Source organism: Microcoleus sp. N9_A2 (assembly GCF_036701775.1).
Lineage (GTDB): Bacteria > Cyanobacteriota > Cyanobacteriia > Cyanobacteriales > Microcoleaceae > Microcoleus.
In genome coordinates, this window is the sequence record NZ_JAUBRH010000009.1 from 29,981 (window position 1) to 51,142 (window position 21,162).

Consider the following 21,162-nt stretch of genomic DNA (forward strand, 5'->3'; position numbering starts at 1 on the left):
CCTTCGGCTTCGCTCAGGGGAGCCGAAGTCGAACGGCAGTAAAAGTTACCAATTACCAATTACCACTACTCAGAAAAATGACAGAAAATAAGGAAATTGTTTTTCGCAATCGAGTTGTTGACAAAGGTCAGCTCAAAAAATTAATCTCTTGGTCTTTCATGCACTACGGAACGGCCCGTACAGCGCAAATGGCCGATAAACTCAAAGACTTGGGTTTCCGCTTTGCGACACGAGCGGGAGTTTCGATTAGCGTAGACGATTTGCAGGTTCCCCCGTCAAAACGATCGCTCCTCGATGCAGCCGAAGAAGAAATCCGCATCACCGAACAAAAATACACCAGAGGTGAAATCACCGAAGTCGAACGCTTCCAAAAAGTAATCGATACCTGGAACAGCACATCAGAAGACCTCAAAGACGAAGTAGTCAAAAACTTCCGAGCCACAGACCCCCTAAACTCGGTCTACATGATGGCATTCTCCGGGGCGCGGGGAAACATTTCTCAAGTGCGGCAGCTAGTCGGAATGCGCGGATTGATGGCTGACCCGCAAGGAGAAATCATCGACTTGCCAATTAAAACCAACTTCCGCGAAGGACTCACCGTCACCGAATACATCATCTCTTCCTACGGCGCGCGCAAAGGCTTGGTAGATACAGCGTTGCGGACGGCAGACTCTGGCTATCTTACACGTCGCTTAGTGGATGTTTCCCAAGACGTAATTGTGCGGGAAGTGGACTGCGGCACCCAGCGGGGAATTAGAGTGCGGCCGATGACGGACGGAGCAACAGTGCTGATCCCCCTCAAAGACAGGCTGCTAGGGCGGGTGTTCGCCAGAGATGTGGTGCACCCCAAAACCGGGGAAATCGTGGCTTACGGCAGTGAAAAAGCCGTCCGAAATCAGCCAATTACCGAGGAGTTGGCGGGGGAAATTGGTAATTCTGGGGTGCCAGAGGTGTATTTACGATCGCCCCTGACTTGTGAATCTACCCGATCGGTTTGTCAGCACTGCTACGGCTGGAGTCTCGCCCACTTGAAAATGGTGGACATGGGAGAAGCGATCGGGATTATTGCAGCTCAGTCGATCGGGGAACCGGGAACCCAGCTCACCATGCGTACCTTCCACACCGGCGGCGTATTCACCGGAGAAGTCGCCAAACAAGAACGCGCCCCCTTCCCCGGCGTAGTGAAATTCAAGAACTTGCGTACTCGCTCGTTCCGCACCCGACACGGCGAAGAAGCACTGGTGGCAGAAAACAACGGCAAACTTGTATTTGAGGGCGACGGATTTGAAGAAGGAAAATCCGGCGCTAAAAATCAAAAACTGAAAATCGAATTGGCGATCGTCCAGGGTTCTACTCTGATGGTCAAAGACGGACAGCGCGCCATTCCCGGTCAAGTTTTAGCAGAAGTGCCGATCGTCGGTCGCGCCGCCCGCAAAACTACGGAAAAAGTGACGACAGACGTGGCTTCCGACTTAGCAGGAGAAGCCAAATTTGCTGATTTGGTGCCTGAAGAAAAAACCGACCGCCAAGGGAACACAACCCGCACAGCCAGCAAAGGCGGGCTGATTTGGATTCTCTCAGGAGAGGTCTACAACTTGCCTCCTGGCGCGGAACCTGCAGTGAAAAATGGCGATCGCATTCCGGCCGAAAGCGTGATTGCCGAAACTAAACTCGTCTCCGAACACGGCGGCGTAGTCCGCATCGCTGACCCCAGAGAAATCGAAATTATCACCGCCCAAGTCCTGCTTGACCAAGCAGTCGTGCGGGCAGAAAGTGCAGGCGGCCGCGAACACTACACGATCGAAACATCTTCTAAGCAGCGGTTTTCCCTGAAGACGGCTCCCGGGAGCAAAGTCATCAACGGGGAAGTGGTGGCGGAACTGCTCGACGACAGCTACCGCACAGCTACAGGGGGCATTGTCAAGTACGGGGGGGTGGAAGTCCACAAGCGCGGCAAAGCTAAACTTGGCTACGAAGTCGTGAAGGGGGGGACTCTGCTCTGGATACCGGAAGAGTGCCACGAGGTAAATAAAGATATTTCATTGCTGCTGGTGGAAGATGGCCAGTACGTTGAAGCCGGTACAGAAGTCGTTAAGGATATTTTCTGCCAAACCAGCGGGGCAGTGGAAATCACTCAGAAAAATGACATCCTCCGGGAAATTGTGATTAAGCCTGGGACACTCCATGTAGTTGACCGCCCGCCGCTAACATTTGGGGAAGGTCAAATCGTCAACGCCGGTCAAGAAATTTTCCCAGGCTTGGTTGCCGAAGAGTTGGGCTATGCGGAGTATATCGAAACTCCCGAGGGCCCGGCTTTGCTGCTGCGGCCTGTGGTGGAGTTTCCGGTGCCGGATAAGCCACCAGTGCCTTCTCAGACGGCGCTGAATGAGTCGATCTCTTTGAAAGCGGTGCAGCGACTTCCTTATAAGGATGGGGAGCGCGTCAAATCAGTCGAGGGATTGGAACTGCTGCGGACTCAGCTTATTTTGGAAATTGGTTCGGGAGCTCCGCAACTGGCGGCGGATATCGAGCTGCTGCCGGATGAGGATGATGCTATGGCTTTTGGGGCGGACGGTTCGGGCCCGGCTTGGGGTTCGCCTGAAGACGTTATTGCCTCGCAAGAGTTGGCGATGCCCCTGGCCGATGGGGGCGATCAAGCTTCAAAGACTTTCCGCTTGCAGCTAGTCATTTTGGAATCGCTAGTGATTCGGCGGGACGTATCTGCAGATCCGACTCAGGGCAGCACTCACACGCGGCTGTTGGTCGAAGATGGGCAGTCGATCGCGCCCGGGGCAGTAGTTGCCCGCACGGAGATTCTCTGCAAAGAAGCGGGTATCGTTCGGGGCATCCGTGAGGGGCAGGGCGAACCAGTGCGCCGACTGTTGGTGATGCGAGATGCGGATTCTATTTCGATCTCTGTGGCGGGTACGCCGGATGTGAATCCGGGTCAACTGCTGGTGGCTGGTACCGAAATAGCTCCGGGGGTTGTTCTCGAAGAGTCCGGCCAAGTTGTGAAGGTTGTACCGGCGTCGGAGACAGAACCGGCGAAACTCTTGCTCAGGGTGGCTCGTCCTTACCGGGTTTCGGCTGGTGCTGTGCTGCACGTAGACGACGGCGACTTGGTGCAGAGGGGTGACAATTTGGTGATTCTGGTGTTTGAGCGGGCAAAGACTGGGGATATTATTCAGGGTTTGCCACGGATTGAAGAACTTCTGGAAGGGCGGAAGCCGAAGGAGGCCTGTATTTTAGCCAAGCGGCCGGGGACGGCTCGTGTGGTTACGGATGACGATGTTGTGGAACTTGCGGTGATTGAGGATGATGGCCGGATTGAGGAGTATCCTTTGTTGCCTGGTCAAAACCCGATCGTCTCCGACGGACAGCGCGTAGGCGTCGCCGAAGCTTTGACCGACGGGCCTGCTAACCCTCACGAAATTCTGGAGGTGTTCTTCCACGTGCTCAAGGAGCGGCAGTCTACTTTTGAGGCTGCTTTGGAGAGTTTCCAACAGGTACAGACGTTTTTGGTGAATGAGGTGCAATCGGTTTATCAGTCTCAGGGCGTGGATATTTCTGATAAGCACATCGAGGTCATCGTCCGCCAGATGACCAACAAAGTCAGGATGGAAGATGGCGGCGATACTACTATGCTCCCCGGCGAGTTGGTGGAATTGCGGCAGGTTGAGCAGGTGAATGAGGCGATGTCAATTACTGGTGGAGCGCCGGCGGATTATACTCCGGTGTTGCTGGGGATTACTAAGGCTTCGCTGAATACCGACAGCTTTATTTCTGCTGCTTCGTTCCAGGAGACTACGCGGGTGTTGACTGAGGCTGCGATCGAAGGTAAGTCTGACTGGCTGCGCGGGCTCAAGGAAAATGTGATTATCGGTCGCCTGATTCCTGCGGGTACTGGGTTCAATGCCTATGAGGATGCTGGGGTCCAGGATGCGGGTTTTGATGGTGCTGTGTTTGATGACGACATCCACGATTTGCAAGAGGATGTGGTACTTGATGACCGTACTGCGCGCCGCGCTTATACTATCGAGAGCGGTTTTGAAATCGGGCGCCCGTCTGATCTTGAGCCTGATGAGGATTTTGAGGAAGTTGAGGTTGATGAGGACGATTTTGTCGCTGAGACTGAGGATGATACCTTGGGACCAGATGTTGACGATGATGATGATGATGATATCGGTTTTGACTTCGATGAGGACGAAGAGTAATAATAGTTTCGAGATTGCATGAATGAGTGAACAGCGTTGCGCTCGCTGAGGATAATTTGGTTCCTCGCCGCAACGCACACTTCGATTTCATGAGTTAAAAAATCTCAAATTTTCCCTCACTAATTCAAAGTCTGAACTCATAGCATTGTGTAATCGGGACATTCAAAGGAAGAAGGAAGAAGGAAGATTCAGAGTTTAAGCAAACTTTGTAATTCTAGAGTTTTAATTGTTTGTTGGTTCAAACAAACAATTCTTTCTTCCTGCTTCCTTTTTCCTTCTTCCTTCTTATTCCTTCTGCATATATGGTTCACTCAATCAGGCAGCAATGCCTTGATTTGATTAACAAACTCTTGATGGTCTACCACAGGTTTAGAGATGTAACCGTCGGCACCGCTTTGATCCAGAAATGTTTCTTTATCACCAGCCATCGCGTGAGCAGTCACCAAAATAATCGGCAGCGATGCCGTTTGCGGGTCAGCTTTGAGCAGTTGAGTAATCTTAATGCCGTCAACAGATTTGCCCTGGTACACGCTGCGCGAAAGAGACACATCCATTAAAATCAAATCAGCTTCGCCGTTGGCAGCAATCTGCATCACCTCTTCAACATTTTCCGTGTGCTTCACGGCTAAGCCCCCCCGCTTAGTCAGAATTTTGGAAAAAACCCGAGCATTAACCAAATCGTCCTCTACAATCAGAACGGTTTTCATAAATAAATATGGGAAGTATAGAAACTTTGTGACTTTAGTCCAAAGAGGAACATGACACGGGGACTACATTCCCCGTCAAAAATGCAGAGTTTTTAGCGCCATCAGCCGGGAACCCTGCAAAACCCGTATGTATATCCTTGAGCCACTAGCTGTGAGAGGGTTTACAGATGCCTAGAAGCATCCAGTACCATCATTTAGACTACTACACACAGACAGTTTAGTTCTTTTTTATAACTAGACCTGGCACTGGTGAGAGTCTCAAGATTCTCAGGTAGCAGGTTTCTAGTACAATCCAGGACGCATGGACGACGCCTCGCAACCGGGTTTTTGCTCGTTTAGGCGGGCTATAATGAACTATTGCTATGAAAAACACCCGGTTTCTGACTACCCGTGCGTCCTGGACTTATAGTATCCTCTCTTTCGGTCAAGCCTCCGGCTTCTACCATTTTAGATTTTAGATTTTAGATTTTAGATCGGAACTGATTGACTGAATATCAGTTTCGAGCACGGGCCTACAGTTACATTATTTTTTGAAATGGTATTAGAATCGGGAATGTGTGATAATTATTTTCCTTCCTCCTCATTAGAATCAAGCCATGTTTATTCACATACTCCCGTCGCCACAGCATTCGGAGTAGCGAATCCAGCGGGGATTGTTGGAGATTCCTAATTCTCAGTTTTAACCCATCAAAACGGCTTAAAATATCGACGCTTTCTTTCATCAAGCGGAGGCCAGACTCGGAGATATCGCCAGGAGAGCTTTTGACCGATGCAATTCATCAATATCGGCATTTTTGACACTCTCAGCGAGTCACGGCTACGCTCTATGGTTGAATAAGCCCAAAACTTGGACTTCACTCATAGTCCAGTCGCCTCTACACGATTAGAACAAGTACCAGTAGCAGAGGTATTCCAATTGGGCTTACTTTTCTTTTTTAATACTTTCGGAGTCCATCACGCTTGCCAAAATACGGTAAGCTCGATCGTCAACCATTGCTGCTTGATCCACGCTAAGGCTGTACTGAGACTAGATCAATCCGGGGTTTCTCCTGAATAAAATATTTCTTCGTGTAGATGGTTATTCCTAATTGCAATTAAATTCTATCATAGATTGACGGGGGCTCAAGTCCCTCGTGACGCTTTCCTAGGAAGAGCTACAGCCTCACTACGTTCTGAGTTTCTGGCATTCCGTGTTCTCCTGTGAATCAACCTTCTCACGGCAGAAGGTAAATAGACAGGTAGGCGCAAAGGTCGGCAACATAGAGGTTAGGGTAAGAGTGGAGAGTAAGAGGCAAGTGTTGCCCGTCTTCGGGACTCTGATTCTGCTTTCACAAGTTAAGTTTATTTTTATTCTTCAAATGGGCGGTTGGGTCGAACTTTCGGTTCGCCTGCGGCAAAGGCTTTTCAATCGAGACAGGGAACCTCGGCATTATTGACAGAGGCTGTTTTCACTCAGGAATTAACGGACACAAGGACTCATGGCTAAACAACTCAACCTACTTTCCGGGCAAGTAATTTCTACGCCTCTGCACGCCGAGATGCAGCAATCGTACCTCGAATATGCCATGAGTGTGATCGTCGGGCGAGCTTTGCCTGATGTCCGCGACGGTTTAAAACCAGTTCACCGTCGAATTTTATATGCGATGCACGAACTCGGTCTGACGCCAGACCGACCTTACCGTAAGTGCGCCCGGGTAGTTGGAGATGTTTTGGGAAAATATCACCCCCACGGCGACCAATCGGTTTACGACGCTCTGGTGCGGATGGTTCAGGAGTTTTCGAGCCGCTATCCTTTGCTGGCTGGTCACGGCAATTTCGGTTCGGTGGACAATGACCCGGCTGCTGCGATGCGCTACACGGAAACTAGGCTCGCACCGATCGCCCACGAAGCCATGCTAACCCAAGTCGGCGATGCAACTGTTGATTTTACTGATAACTTTGACAGTTCGCAGCAGGAACCGACGGCGCTGCCTGCTCAGTTGCCGTTTCTGTTACTCAACGGCTGTACGGGCATTGCTGTGGGGATGGCAACTAATATCCCGCCACACAATTTGGGGGAGGTGGTAGACGGTTTAATTGCTTTGATTGAAAACCCGGAACTCTCCGACGAGAAGTTGATAGAACTGATTCCGGGCCCGGATTTTCCAACCGGAGGGGAAATCGTCGCTACAGAGGGCATTGTTGACGCCTACACTAAGGGTCGAGGCAGCATTGCGGTCAGGGGTGTGGCCGGGGTGGAAGAGGTGCCAGGTAATCGCAAGGTGCGTACTAAAACGGCGATCGTGGTGACGGAGTTTCCGTTTCAGGTAAATAAGGCGGCTTGGATTGAAAAGGTGGCGGAGTTGGTCAATGCTGGCCGCCTCGACGGTATTTCTGATTTGCGTGATGAGAGTGATCGCGATGGCATTCGAGTTGTGATTGAACTCAAGCGGGAATTTACTCCAGAAGCGGTTCTGGCTCGCCTTTACCAACAAACTGACCTGCAAACAAATTTTGGCGCGATTTTGCTGGCAATTGTCAACGGTCAACCCCGACAGTTGACGCTCAGACAATTGTTGCAGGAATTTCTGGATTTCCGGGAAGTGACTCTTACCCGCCGCTACAATTACGAGTTGCAAGCTGCAGAACGCCGCTGTCATATTGTCCAAGGCTTAATGTTGGCTTTGACAAATCTCGATACTACGATCGACATTCTCAGAAATTCTCCTGACGGTACTACTGCTAAGCAAACTTTGCAAGTTCGCCTCAATTTGAGCGAAAGTCAATCTGATGCGATTTTGGCGATGCCGATGCGCCGGCTGACTGGTTTGGAAAGGCAACATTTGCAAGCTGAGCTGGATGAGTTGACAGGGAATATTCAAGAATTGCAGCGGTTGTTGAGCGACAGGCGCGAACTTTTGAAGGCTTTGAAGAAGGAATTGCGATCGCTCAAACGCAAGTACGCTGACCCCCGCCGCACTAAATTTGCTAGGGAAACAGGACGCGCAGCAAAGACCGACACACAATTTTCTGGTAAGAAAAATTCTGGACTCAAGCAGTTGTCGCCGGCAACGATTCAGCCTAACTTATTGCCGGTTCTAGAGCCTGAAGAAACAATTGTTGAATTTTCGCACAAGCAGTACGTGCGGCGCTTGCCGGCTAACGATCGCCCGCGCTCGAAAAGTCGCGAAAAATCGGTTTCAGCTTTAGAAAAAAATGAAGATTTTATTGTGACTGCAGAGCTGACTAAAACCGATCGCACTTTGGTTGTCTTAACTCCTAACGGCAAAGCTTACCCGCTGAAAGTGGCTGATATTCCTAGCAGCAATCCAAAAGACCGAGGAAAGCCGATTGTCGGTTTGTTATCCCCGAGTGCAACTAAAGACAGTACGGATCGCGCTTTGTCGGAAATCACTATCGCACACTTTATTTTGCCGGAAAATTCGGAGGGAGTGGATTTAGTAACTCTGACTCAGCAAGGAAAAATTAAACGTTTGCCGATGCAGGAATTTGCTGATTTGACTAATCGCGGCGTTACTGTTGTTAAACTCAAGGAGGATGATCGGCTCCGCAGCGCCAGTCTGAGCAAAGTCGGCGAGCAAGTGGTAATCGCGACTTCAGGAGGCCGAGTCCTCCGGTTTGAGATCGATGACGAACAACTGCCGCCAATGGGCCGCAGCGCCCAGGGATCTCAAGTAACCAGGTTGCGGAAGCAAGAACAGTTGGTGGGTTGCATCACTCTCGACCCGGAAGACAGTCTGGTGCTAATTTCTGAGTTGGGTTGGGCAAAACGAATGCCTGCAGGTTCTGTCAGACTTACTAATCGCGGCGAAATTGGCACTCAAGCTTTTCGCTTCGCAGAGCCTAAAGATGCTTTGGTTGCCTTGCTGCAGGCTGTTCCGGGTACGGATGTCAAACTTTTTACTAATTCTGGCCGCCTGCTGCGATCGGCTATTGATGCTATAGCTTTTTGGGGGAAAGATGCTGCGGGCGATCGAGTTTTTGACCTCAATCCAGGTGAAAAAATCATCAAAGTTATCAGCAGTCAATAGTCATTGGGCATTGGGCATTGACCAAACAGGGCATTGACCAAACAGGGCATTGGGCATTGACCAAACAGGGCATTAATCTGATTTCTGACCTCTGACTTCTGAATTCAACATCCATCCGTTAAATCATTTAAATCCCGTCTACTGCTCGTTGCCGAACTTCCTCCTTCCTTGAATACCCCAATTACCAATGCCCCATGCCCCATACCCCATGCCCAATCTAAAATCTAAAATCTAAAATTGTTTAATGGCGCAAGTTGTATTAGAAAATATCTACAAAAGTTTTCCGCTCCGCCAAGGAGAACAGGAAAAAGAAGCAAACACCGTCGCAGAAAGTGTCTCGCCTCTAGCCGATCGCCCTTCGTCTAACAGCGTTTTGCGGCGCATTAACCTAACGGTCGAAGACGGGGAATTCATGGTGTTGGTGGGGCCTTCTGGCTGCGGAAAAAGCACTTTGCTGCGATCGATCGCCGGTTTGGAAGTTTTGACAGCCGGCAATATTTGGGTTGGCGATCGGCTCCTTAACGATTTGCCTCCTAAAGACCGAAATATCGCGATGGTATTTCAAAATTATGCTCTCTATCCTCACTTAACAGTTTACGATAATCTCGCCTTTGGATTGCGCCGCTCTGAAAGGGAGAAAGAAGAAGGAAGAAGGAAGAAGGAAGAAGGAAGAGGGAAGAAGGAAGAAGGAAAAGGGAAGAAGGAAGAAGGGATAAAGGGGAATATACAAGGAGAAGAAGGAAGCATCCAGAAGAGAGAAAAAATAAGGATTAAGGTAGAAGAGGCTATTAATTATTTAGCTTCTAATTCTTTTAAAACTCATCTAGCTTATCCTTTGTTTGAGGACTTTTTAGGAGGAGTTACTCGCAAGTTTCCTCCGGGTTTGCGCTATTTATCGGAACGGGAAAAGACCGTAGGAGAACGAGTCCTGAAGGTAGCTGAATTATTGCAAATAGAATCTCTTTTAAATCGCTTGCCGAAACAACTTTCGGGAGGGCAAAAGCAGCGGGTAGCTTTGGGTAGGGCGATGGCTCGAAATCCTGAAGTTTTTTTGATGGACGAACCGCTATCGAATCTTGATGCGAAATTGAGGGCGGAAACTCGATCGCAAATTGTGCAGTTGCAGCGACAGTTGGGAACTACCACTATTTATGTAACTCACGACCAAACTGAGGCGATGACTATGGGTGATCGGATTGCTATTATGAATAGAGGGCAGCTTCAGCAAGTAGCTCGACCTCTAGAGCTTTACAACAAGCCGGCTAATTTGTTTGTTGCTGAGTTTATCGGTTCTCCGCCGATGAATTTCTTGTTTGTGGAATTTAGTGCCCCGTTGTTGATTTCTCACCCGCAATTTCGCTTTACTTTACCCGATATTTGGGCAAAAAGTCTACAACAATATGACGGGCGAGGGCTAATTTTAGGCATTCGGCCGGAACATCTGAGCATTAACCCTCCGGCTACCAAAAATCTTTCGGTACAAGTGGAAATTGTAGAGGCATTGGGACACGAAACTTATTTGGGGGTTTGTTTGACGGATGCTCCGGCGGTGCGGATGCAAGTGCGGGTTCCTCCTGAGCGATCGATCCGAGTTGGCGAGGAGCTTTGGTTGGCCATCGCCCATGACAAGATTCACTTGTTCGACCCTGATACCGAGTTGGCTATTTTTCCTCGTTAGGCAAAATCATCAAGGTCGATCGACCGTTATGACCGATATCACCAATCACAAGCTTGCATTTTTATCAAGGAATGTTATATTTATTTACATAAGCCTTACGCAAGTTAACGAAAGGAGTTCGCACTATGCAAGAACAAAAACGCAACGCTTGGAACTGGGGCTTCAGCGAAGGTGCCGAAAATTGGAACGGTCGTTTCGCTATGATTGGTTTTTCTGCCGCTGTCCTCATCGAATTGGTTTCCGGTCAAGGCCTGCTTCACTTTTGGGGCGTGATGTAATTTTCTAGTTAAGACTTTTGTGACACTGCAAAGCTTGGGAGTTCCGTTACGGACTCCCTAAATTTTGACAGCGCGATTTGGGCTACAAATAGCCACTTGCTCCGGGCAGTTAGCAGCACAAAATTTAACAGCTATAGCTCAAACCGGGGCGGGGGGTCTCCCCCCCAAAAAAAAGAGTGCGAATCACTCTTTTGGGTGATGCTAGCAAATTACTCTAGCGGATATATTCTTTCAAGATGCTGTTCCGGTTGGGATGGCGCAACTTCCGCAGGGCTTTAGCCTCGATTTGGCGAATTCGCTCACGAGTGACGTTAAAGATTTGACCAATTTCCTCCAAGGTCTTCATCCGTCCGTCATCTAAGCCGTAACGCAGCCGCAGTACATCCCGTTCTCGGGGGCTGAGAGTATCTAAAACGCTTTCCAAGTCTTCCCTGAGCAGGTTTTTCGAGACTTGATCTTCTGGCGTTTCCCCGTCAGATTCAATAAAGTCTCCCAGACGCGAGTCTTCCTCTTTGCCGATCGGAGTTTCTAGAGAGATGGGCAACTGTGCGGACTTAGCAATGAACCGCAACTTCTCGATCGTCATCTCCATGCGGGTAGCAATTTCTTCTTCCGTAGGCTTGCGACCCATTTCCTGAGACAGAAGTTTGGTAGTTTTCTTGATGCGCGAAATGGTTTCGTAAAGGTGAACCGGCAGGCGGATAGTGCGCGATTGGTCGGCGATTGCTCGGGTGATGGCTTGACGTATCCACCAAGTTGCGTAGGTAGAAAACTTGTAGCCTTTTTCGTGGTCGAATTTTTCAGCGGCCCGGATCAGACCCAAAGAGCCTTCCTGAATCAAATCTTGGAAAGACAAACCGCGATTCATGTATTTTTTGGCGATCGACACCACCAAACGCAGGTTTGATTGCACCATTTTTTCCTTGGCCCGACGGCCGACGTGGAGTCGGTGACGGAATGCAGGAAGTGCCATATCTAAAGCATTAGCCCATTCGCTGTCTTTGGGTTCGCGGTTATACTCTTCGAGCAGTTGTTCTCGAACTCGCTCTAATTCCAGCAAATCTGCAATCTTGCGCGCTAGTTCAATCTCTTCGTCAGCTCGCAGCAGTCGAATCCGACCGATTTCTTGCAGGTAAAGACGAATAGAGTCTTCAGTATAATGCTTTTTCTTTGCCTGTGCCCGACGGCGGGCTTTGGCGCCTTTGGCAGATTTAGGGTCTTCCTCAGATTGAGAGTCTAAGAATTCTTCTCGATTATCGTCTTCTTCGTCGATAAAGAGTTCTAACTCGCTCTCAGGTAGAACGCTTTCGGCGCTGCGAAGCAACTCGATTGTTTCCATTTCCGGTGTAATTGTGGTTTCGAGTACGGTGTTAGCCTGGATCATGCCGTCTTCCTCATGCTCCTGAATTAAAGAATAAATAACAGTGGAATAGTGTCGTCTGTTTGTAGTTTAGACAAGTTAGCCAGTATTGACATTCCCGCATGAAAAAATAGTGGGATTTTCGGTCTGCTAGCTGAATTTGCTACCGAAACTGCACCTGTTTTATGAGTCACGGTTCGAGTTCTGGTTTGAAGCAGGCAGCGCATTCCATTGATCGCAAATTTTAAGATCGCGACCTTAAATTGAGCTGGCGGCTTTTTCTTTCGGAGCGAGTTACCACATCATCTGCAATACCTTGCCCACAGAAGCAAACCATGAAGTGCGAGCGATCGCACTTCCAAAAATACTGGCTTTTTTACTCGGTACTTCGAGCTTTTACCCGTACAAGTTTTCCGGCACGGAACCCTCTAACTTTTGTATTGGAGGTGTCGAACTTTTGATTCGCCTTGCTTTCACTCTGGTTATCAGACATGACAGTTGCACGGCAAATTTTCGCCACCTTGGATGCTAGTCTGCTGTCTCAAATGCAACAGCAGAGGGTTGAAGCACCAAACCGGGAGAATCGGATCTTGCAAAGACCTTTCCGATTGTAGCCTTTCTCACAAAAAATGGAAGTTGTTTTCCATTGTTTGTCAAGAACTAGGAAAACTCTGTCAGCTTAGCTTGACAATACTAACTCATGTCTGACTCTGCTAAATCCTGAGAACGGCCCGCAAAAACTTTGGCACGATCGAACGGCGCTGTTTTCTGCGTATATCTGGGTGAACGGCTGCGGCGTAGTTGGCCAGACAGTTAGCAGACAATTTTTGATTTGCCCAAATTGGGACCAATACAATCCGTGTAGATACACCCATCATTACCCTGTTTCCCTGAATTGAATCATACGCAATCTGCGATTGAATAAAGCTCGTAGCTTTAGTTTGAAGTCGGCAACTCTGGATTAGAGACCGACTCTGACCCCCAATGAAGCGTTGCGGGTTGAGTAGTGCAACAGGGGCTTTCATTGTTAAGTTAGCTCAAATCTCAGAAATTGGGTTTAATTTTCACGTTAAATCACATTAAGTTCTTAACGTCACATTCTTATTTAAGCAGTTCGACACGAGTTTGTCGCGTCAGTGGCAAAAACCACCAGGATAAATTCTACTGAGAGTTAACCCGCCGCGCAACTCTCGGCTGCCAACTTCTCTAAAATTTTTTGGCTTTCGGTTCGCACTTGCGCGATCGCACTTTTTTCTCACAAACAACACAATTCGCCATCTCTCGGAAGTATAACTTCACGATTCCTTTAAATATATCGTGACAGTGTGAAGATTCCATAAAGCCCCTCAATCAATTTTAGGTAGCATTCCCGAATTGTCTTGATAATTTCAAGCAGACGCAAAAAAATCCCCAGCGGATGTTGATGTAACTGCCGGCAGATGATAACTGCGCCAGGGAAGAAAAATTTGCCCAGTTAGCGATGTGCTTGCTATGGTTAGAGAAGGCATAAACTCCCGGGTACTTAAAGATGTGGAGGGGTAGGACGCTGATGCGATCGGTGAAAGTTTTGTTATTATTTACAGAGCGTCCTCGGAAAGCCCATATCCGGGCTTGATCCCTACTGTAGTTTAAATCATCTGGCTTGACCGTTAGGGATGTCGTTATCAGGATAAATTGCCGCTCCTTGTCTGTATGGACAACCCAGAGAAGGTTTATTAGACCTGTTTATTATTGATGCAGTCTAATAAACCTCGATAAAAAACTTGGAAACTTGTAGAGCGATTTAATTGAGGATTCATATATTTAGAAATTTCGCTAGAGGCTTTATATTTTTCTAGTCCTCCCGGATGATATCCAGCTTTTTTCAGGACTCTTTCCAAAGCCTCCCATGTACCCCCTTTAATAGCATCGGGGTCGCGATACGGTTGTTGATTAGCTAAATTGGCAGAGACTTTAGGATAAGCTTGGCGAATTGCTTGAACGTCTCCCAAAAACCATGCTTCTAATTCTTCTACCACAATTCGATTTAAGACTTGGAATGATTTATCTTTTTGACAGGAAGATTTAGTAATTAATCCTGATGATAAGCTGTTAGTCATTTAAATTTCTTGCCTGAACCCCTTACAGTATGGTATAGACCACAAATAATGCAGTTTAAATGTGGAACAGCTTATTGCCATTATTTCTAGTTGTTGTTTTAATTTGAGACAATCTTCTCGATCTTCATCTATTAAAATAACAATTTTCTAATCAGGCGGAAGCCATGCTTGATAACCTTTCAAACGGTTAGGCAATTTAGCCAGTAAATCTGTTTTTCCTCGAAAAGCATGAATTTTAAAGGTAACAGCCGATGGCAAAATTTTGGGCAAAAGCTGGCTCAAAGCTGATTCTAGGGAGGCTTCTTGCACTAAAAACTCAAGATGCAAAATGCTCACCTACTCTTAATTTTCCAGTTAAAATCATTGCGGTGCACCCGCATTTTTGAGGGGATTTCCAACATCAAAGAAATCTTCCATCCACAGCGAACCGAGTAAGGAACCGTTTTCTATAAATTGTTTAATTCCCTGCATATCTGCGGTTCTTTTGGCTTGAGTAAAACCTTTTTCATCTCTATATAATACCCATAATTACTCGGGTTTTAAACTATCTACAAAAAAGGGAGAATGGGTTGTTATCATTAATTGAGTATTAGCAGAAGCCGAACGACATTCTTCGGCAAGCTGAGGTAATAATTGCGGATGCAAATGATTTTTTTGTTCTTCTATTCCCACTAATTGCGGGGGATTTGGATCGAATAAAACTGTCAAATAAGCTAAGAGTTTTAACGTACCATCGGAGGCATATTTTGCCAAAATGGGATAAAAAAAAGGAGCATCTTTAATTTCCAACAAAAGTCGGCCATCCTGCATGACAAGAGCCTCGACTTTTTCGAGGCGTGGAATACGAGCAGAAAGAGTTTTTAGTATTTCTTCTAACCGTTGGGGATGTTGTTCTTTGAGGTATTGGATAACATTAGGTAAATTGTCACCAGTGGGGGACAATCTTTCCTGTGCAACTGCTTCGGGAAGGCTGCGGGTATTATCTGCGGTTAAATAGGATAAATACCAACCTGTAATAAAGCGTCTTAATGCGCTGACGCGAGGATGTTTGGCAAATTGTCCTAATGTATTTACGGCTAATAATTCAGATGATGCTAGTTGTTCGGTGATCCTTTCGCCTTCTTCATCAGGAGTTGCGCCACTAATGACTTGTCCTTCGCCTTTTTTGAAATCTAAAAAGCGAAAAGGTTTACCTTGACCTCCTCGTCTCCACTTTAACCATTCTTCAGCGATAAAAGGACGATTATTTTCTTCATCTATGGCAAGATGATAGGTGATTAACGGTGATTTTGATGTCTCTCGATATTTTAATTCAATGATGATACAGCCTGTACTATCTCTGGTGCGTAATTCTCGAAATCTGCCTCGTCTATCCCATGCTTTTCTGAGGCTTTCTGTGAAACATTCGGACAGGAAAGCGAAAACATCAAAAATAGTTGATTTTCCGCTACCATTAGGCCCTAAAAGGACAGTTAAAGGGGTAATGTTTTTAAGTTTTAGATTATATAAAGCTCGGTAATTTTGAACTTTGAGATATTCTATACGTGGAACATTTTTCATAATTTCACATCCTTAACTATACTGGGTATTTCTTGGATAACTAGGTCGTTTTCATTAAACCTAAGACGCTTTTTCGTTAGATTCCCGACTTCTCAAAGAAGTCCGGAATCTGGGTGTTTGGTTTTTTGAGATTGTGCTACAGAAAAATGATTACTGATTCCGCAGTTTAGGATTAACAAACTCATTCAATCCTTCTCCCACCAAAGACAGTCCCACCACCATTAAAGTCATCGCCAAACCGGGAAACAAAGCCGTCCACCAAATACCAGTAGGTAGCGCATCTAAAGCTAAACGCAAGTCGTGTCCCCATTCGGGAGTTGCTTCGGGAAGTCCTAATCCGAGAAATCCCAAACCTCCTAATGTTAAAATTGCATCGGCCGCGTTGAGCGCAAACAGCACCGGTACGCTCTGAATCACATTCAGAAACAGGTAGCGCGAAAGCACTGTCCAAGTGTTAGCACCCATTGCTCGGGCGGCTTCGACAAACAATTCGGTTTTGACGCTGACGGTGTGATTCCTGACTACGCGGTAGTATTGAGGGATGTAGGAAATGCTCAGGGCGATCGCAGCATTCAAAACTCCTTTTCCCACTACAAACGCTAGCGTCAAAGAAAGTAGCAGCCCCGGCAAAGTATAAATTGTATCCATTAAAAATAACAACACTCGATCGAGCTTACCGCCCAAATAACCGCTAACCAAACCCAGCGGCACACCGATAAACAAACTCAAAGCAGTGGCTAAAATTACCACTTGCCAAGCAGCCCGAGAAGCAAACAGCGTGCGGGAAAACACATCGTAGCCGCTGCGGCTAGTACCAAACCAATAATTCGCCGACGGCGGTTCGTGGATGGGGTTAATCAAAGCCTCGGTAGGATTTTGCAGCCATCCCCAAGCTTGCATAGCTGGAGACAAGGTGGCTACCAATATAAACACGGCAGTTATTGTCAAACCTGCCCACATCATTTTCATGGACAGGCTTGAGGGTGAGGCACTGTTGAGAAATCGCGGCAGTCGGAGGCGGCTTTGAGCCATAATTGATAGTTGTTGCGTCAGATTCGTTTTCATCAGCATATCAATATTTACCGAAAACCATAGGAAGACTTTTTAACCGCAGATGAACGCAGATACACGCAGATCAGATTACATCAGCGTTCATCCGTGTTCATCCACTGATATCTGCGGTTAAAAAGTCTTCGCTAATTTGCATTCCTACAAATTACTGGCAATTAACTCGCGGTACTGGCTTTTCGGCTTAACTCCTTTGAGATCAGCTACCAAATCTTTGTCTTTGAAATACTGAATCGTCGGCGTACCAATAACGCCCGCATTTTCAGCAATTTCTGGATCTTCTTCGATGTCAATTTCCACGTAGTGGATTTTGCCCTCGAACTCATCTACTACTTTGCTCAAAATCGGCTTGAGGCTGTGGCAAGGCCCACAACTCGGAGAGGCATATTTGACCACAATCAGTCGATCGCTATCGTGGAACAACTTCCGCAAAGCATAACCTCCTTCGTGGCGCGTGTCTTTGATATCAAAGTTCTCACTGGTTTTGCGAACTTTTTGAGCTTCCGGCGCTGCTGTGGGTTGCTCGGATTCCTCGGTTTGATGGAATTCCTGAGCTAAACCGTTGACTGACAGCCAACGTTCTGCCAGCATCGCACCCATACAACCGCTACCGGCGGCGGTGATTGCTTGGCGAAACTCGTGGTCTTGCACGTCGCCGACGGCGTAAACTCCCTCAACGCTGGTTTCTACCGAACCGTGTTTGGTGGCGATATAGCCTACTTCGTCGAGTTCTAGTTGACCTTGGAACAGTTGAGTGTTGGGAGTGTGACCGATCGCGTAAAACAATCCTTTCACCAACAAATCGCTCTCGGCGCCGGTCTCAATATTTCTAATTCTCACCCCGTCCATTTTCCCGCCCGGTTCGCCCAAGATATCCACTGCTTCGGTGTTCCAGTGCACGGTAATTTTGGGATTGCTCAGCACTCGGTCTTGCATGGCTTTGCTGGCGCGCATTTGATCGCGCCGCACCAGCATATGTACGTGAGAGCCGTATTTTGTCAAATAAATAGATTCTTCCGCTGCGGTGTCGCCCGCGCCGATGACAGCTAAATCTACTCCTTTAAAAATTGGGGTAGCGCCGTCGCAAATCGCACAGGCAGAAATGCCGTGACTCCAAAATACGTGTTCGCTAGGCAGCCCCAGCCTTTTTGCGGTCGCGCCTGTAGCAATTACTATCGTGTGGGTTTTGATTTCTCTGTCTTCCGATCGCACTGTAAACGGCCGCTGGCTCAAATCCACCGAAATTACATCTTCTGTGTATAATTCGGCACCCCAGCGCACTGATTGAGCTTTCATCCGATCCATGAGCTGTGGCCCGGTGATGCCTTCGGGAAAGCCGGGAAAGTTTTCGACTTCTGTGGTGGTCATCAGTTGACCGCCGGGGACGCCTCCCGCTTGGTAGCCTTCAAACACTAAGGGTTTCAGGTTTGCCCTCCCGGCGTAGATGGCTGCGGTGTAGCCTGCAGGCCCTGAGCCGATAATCACTAAGTTTTCTACGGTTTGTTCGGTCATAGCTATTTAGTCAAACTCATAACGACTTCGTTTTACTAATTCTAGCAGAGTTCGATCGAGTTTGGTTGGATGCCATTGTGCGATCGAGCATCTGTATCTATTGTTGAGGGTCGATCGGTCTTCGGGGCAACTCCAGCTTGTTTTATAAGCAAAAACAATCTAAAAGTCGATTTAGTTTTAAATGTTCGATCTATTGTGACCCCTCAATTGTTAAGAAAATCTAAAGACGACCAAAATTATTGACTTCATTCTCAATTATTTTACCTATTTACTTGCTTTGAGGCTTGTGGTACGATTTTCACAATCCAGGGGCATTATGACTAATTTCACTTTTTGACGCTGAAACCTACTTAATTCATAAAATTAGCAAACTCTTCAAATGTAATAAGTACAATTATTTATGCAAAGTCCGCATTTTCTGGTTTAAGAATTGTAACGCAAATTTTGCCAAATTTGACAAAGTACAGTATTTGTGGTATATAAGGTGCGATCGGGGGGAAATTTAGAAGGAAAATTTTAACCGCTTCGGAAGCACAGGCGGGACGCCCGTGCCACAATTAACATAGAATTTTGTACTTGTGTCTGATGGATAAAACCAAAATATTGTTTGTGTGCAGCCAGAATAAATGGAGGAGTTTGACTGCCGAGAAGATATGCGAGAAAGTTAGCGGCTACAGCGTGCGATCGGCTGGAACGGAAAAAGGTGCAAGAATTAGAGTCAGCGAAGGTTTGCTGGGCTGGGCGGATTTGATATTTGTGATGGAGAAGAGGCATGGCGATCGACTTCGCAGCAAATTTCCCGAAAGTCTCGAAGGCAAGAAAGTTATTTGTCTGCAAATACCGGACAATTACGAGTATATGGAACCGGAGTTAGTCGAGCTTTTGCAGGCGAAACTCAGCCTGCATCTGGAAATGCCAGAGAACGAGATAAATTTTATGCAGCGAATTTTGGAACCGGAAGTGATGGATTCCTTGGCAGAGGCGATCGAATACGATTCGATGGATTTTGCTGAGGTTAATGCTGCTTTTGCTCAGAGTGCGGCTGCCTTGGGGCCGGTTTTTGGAAACGTTTTGGATGCGGGGACGGGTACGGCGAGAATTCCGATCGCAATTTGTCAAATGCGACCAGCATGGCAATTGACTTGCATTGATTTGTCGGCAAATATGCTGAAAGTCGGGGCGGAAAATGTGGAAAAGGCAGGCGTGCGATCGCAAATTAAGCTTGAACTGATCGATGCTAAAGCCATGCCGTATCCAGACAGTTATTTTGACATGGTGATTTCCAACAGCATTATCCACCATTTGCCCGATCCGCTGCCGTTTTTGCAGGAAGTCAAGCGGGTGTTGAAGCCGCAGGGAGCAATTTTTTTGCGGGATTTACTGCGGCCGGAAAAAGCGGAAATCAGGGATAATTTAGTCAAGCTGTATGCGGGAGATTGCAACTCGCATCAAAAACAGTTATTCAGCGATTCGTTGCAAGCAGCATTTACGCTGGATGAAGTTGAGGAGATGATCCAAAATGCCGGCTTGGATGGGTTGAGGATTTATGAATCTTCAGACAGACATTGGACGGCAGAACGTGCTTGGTGCGAGTCTTTGTAGAAAGGGGACGATCGCCCGATAAAATTTTATACGCCGTATTGCAAACCTTCAAGCTAAATACTTGTCCAAATCCGACCAACTGCGGAACCGACCCACGACGCTTTTATTGTCAATTGGGAAGCAGGCGAACAATAACCTAGGAATTTAGACGCTGGTGGTAAGGCATAATCGATTCATGCTCCTTTCCAAAATTGTCTAATCAATTTATTGTTTAGTCAAGATGTTTAAGCATTTTATAGGAAAAATGTGCGATCGAGGATATGCCGAAAAAGCCCGTTCCGCGACCTGAAGATGAAGAGTCGCATTTGAAGAAGCTCAGGGAAGAACTGGGCATGAGTCAGGAAGATTTGGCGCGAGAGCTTGGCGTTTCGTCGCAAACCATCAGTCGTTGGGAGTTGGGGAAGAACGTACCCACGTTCACCGTCAAGCAGATGAAAGCTTTGGAGAAATTGCTGGCTAGCATCGGCAGGTCGATCGGCGACTTGCCAGACAATCTGTGATCGAAACGATTAAACAAGCCCACGGATAAATCCGTGGATCACTTTTTCCAATCTAAAATCTAAAATCTAAAATTACTCGATCGCGCCCTCGGTCTTTAGCTTGATAAAGCGCACGGTCTGCTGCGGCAATCAAATCTTTTTTTGAAGTCTGCTGTCGAGGAACCGTACTCGCTACTCCCAAACTCAGTGTAACATAAGAAGACACCGCCGAATTAATATGTTCGACTTTTAGTTTTTTCACCCAGACTCGAATTTTTTCGGCAATCCACAAAGCTCTTTCAGGTGAAATCCGGGGCAAAATTACCACAAACTCTTCGCCTCCCTAAGGCTATAATAAAGTTGTGCTTCATTCAGTTGACAGTTGACAGTTGACAGCACTTGACAAAAGAAGGAAGAGGATTGGAGTAATGAATAGTCTGATTTTAATTTATCCCTACCAGGGTTCCGGCTTTCAACCAATTCTTTGGAGTAAAAAACGCGGTTTCTGTGCCAGTCCTCAACTCAAAAGCCAAAACCGCGAATCGTTGTGAAAAACGAAGCAATTTCACAATTC

Annotated in this window: 14 protein-coding genes and 1 pseudogene; 7 read left to right on the plus strand and 8 right to left on the minus strand. The window is 47.2% G+C overall.

Translation table 11 applies throughout. The features are described from left to right. Positions 1-77: 77 nt before the first annotated feature. Entirely contained in the window at positions 78-4,214 is a 4,137-nt protein-coding gene (locus QUA44_RS07685) for a DNA-directed RNA polymerase subunit beta'' (RefSeq protein WP_333249862.1), read from the plus strand. Positions 4,215-4,525: 311 nt separating this feature from the next. On the opposite strand, the gene QUA44_RS07690 is transcribed toward QUA44_RS07685, so the two are convergent. Beyond that, positions 4,526-4,921 carry a response regulator gene (locus QUA44_RS07690; protein WP_006632892.1) on the minus strand — a complete coding sequence of 132 codons (396 nt, stop codon included), beginning with the start codon at positions 4,919-4,921 and terminating at the stop codon, positions 4,526-4,528. 1,478 nt (positions 4,922-6,399) lie between these two features. Between QUA44_RS07690 and gyrA the strand changes: the two genes are divergently transcribed. The 3 genes from gyrA to QUA44_RS07705 all read left to right on the plus strand — a co-directional run bounded on the left by gyrA (position 6,400) and on the right by QUA44_RS07705 (position 10,908). Beyond that, on the plus strand, positions 6,400-8,952 hold the full coding sequence (gene gyrA / locus QUA44_RS07695; protein ID WP_333249629.1) for a DNA topoisomerase (ATP-hydrolyzing) subunit A: 2,553 nt from the start codon (positions 6,400-6,402) through the stop codon (positions 8,950-8,952). A gap of 244 nt (positions 8,953-9,196) precedes the next feature. Next, positions 9,197-10,630, plus strand: coding sequence for an ATP-binding cassette domain-containing protein (locus tag QUA44_RS07700; protein WP_333249631.1), 1,434 nt, complete (start codon positions 9,197-9,199; stop codon positions 10,628-10,630). A gap of 125 nt (positions 10,631-10,755) precedes the next feature. Continuing rightward, the gene (locus tag QUA44_RS07705) at positions 10,756-10,908 is read left to right on the plus strand and encodes a chlorophyll A-B binding protein (RefSeq protein WP_333249632.1); all 153 of its coding nucleotides are present in this window, start codon (positions 10,756-10,758) and stop codon (positions 10,906-10,908) included. 214 nt (positions 10,909-11,122) lie between these two features. On the opposite strand, the gene rpoD is transcribed toward QUA44_RS07705, so the two are convergent. From rpoD to trxB, 6 genes are all read right to left on the minus strand, one after another. After that, positions 11,123-12,292, minus strand: coding sequence for an RNA polymerase sigma factor RpoD (gene rpoD / locus QUA44_RS07710; protein WP_333249634.1), 1,170 nt, complete (start codon positions 12,290-12,292; stop codon positions 11,123-11,125). A 1,691-nt stretch (positions 12,293-13,983) separates the two neighbouring features. Continuing rightward, on the minus strand, positions 13,984-14,367 hold the full coding sequence (locus QUA44_RS07715) for a DUF4276 family protein (RefSeq protein WP_333249638.1): 384 nt from the start codon (positions 14,365-14,367) through the stop codon (positions 13,984-13,986). A gap of 147 nt (positions 14,368-14,514) precedes the next feature. Beyond that, the gene (locus tag QUA44_RS07720) at positions 14,515-14,703 is read right to left on the minus strand and encodes a hypothetical protein (protein WP_333249639.1); all 189 of its coding nucleotides are present in this window, start codon (positions 14,701-14,703) and stop codon (positions 14,515-14,517) included. A 192-nt stretch (positions 14,704-14,895) separates the two neighbouring features. Next, the gene (locus tag QUA44_RS07725; protein WP_333249641.1) at positions 14,896-15,927 is read right to left on the minus strand and encodes an AAA family ATPase; all 1,032 of its coding nucleotides are present in this window, start codon (positions 15,925-15,927) and stop codon (positions 14,896-14,898) included. A gap of 150 nt (positions 15,928-16,077) precedes the next feature. After that, positions 16,078-16,959, minus strand: a complete 882-nt coding sequence (locus QUA44_RS07730) for an ABC transporter permease (protein ID WP_333249864.1) — start codon at positions 16,957-16,959, stop codon at positions 16,078-16,080. A 177-nt stretch (positions 16,960-17,136) separates the two neighbouring features. After that, positions 17,137-18,507, minus strand: coding sequence for a thioredoxin-disulfide reductase (trxB, locus tag QUA44_RS07735; protein WP_333249643.1), 1,371 nt, complete (start codon positions 18,505-18,507; stop codon positions 17,137-17,139). Positions 18,508-19,092: 585 nt separating this feature from the next. Between trxB and QUA44_RS07740 the strand changes: the two genes are divergently transcribed. Continuing rightward, complete coding sequence (locus tag QUA44_RS07740) at positions 19,093-20,109, plus strand: methyltransferase domain-containing protein (protein ID WP_333249645.1); 1,017 nt, start codon at positions 19,093-19,095, stop codon at positions 20,107-20,109. Between the two features lie 260 nt (positions 20,110-20,369). Further along, complete coding sequence (locus QUA44_RS07745; RefSeq protein ID WP_333249647.1) at positions 20,370-20,609, plus strand: helix-turn-helix transcriptional regulator; 240 nt, start codon at positions 20,370-20,372, stop codon at positions 20,607-20,609. Positions 20,610-20,661: 52 nt separating this feature from the next. On the opposite strand, the pseudogene QUA44_RS07750 reads toward QUA44_RS07745, so the two are convergent. Next, positions 20,662-20,919, minus strand: a pseudogene (locus QUA44_RS07750) (diguanylate cyclase domain-containing protein); the annotation flags it as partial. Between the two features lie 97 nt (positions 20,920-21,016). On the opposite strand from QUA44_RS07750, the gene QUA44_RS07755 reads away from it, so the two are divergent. Further along, a complete protein-coding gene (locus tag QUA44_RS07755; protein ID WP_333249649.1) occupies positions 21,017-21,139 on the plus strand; it encodes a hypothetical protein in 123 nt (40 codons plus the stop codon). Positions 21,140-21,162 lie beyond the last annotated feature (23 nt).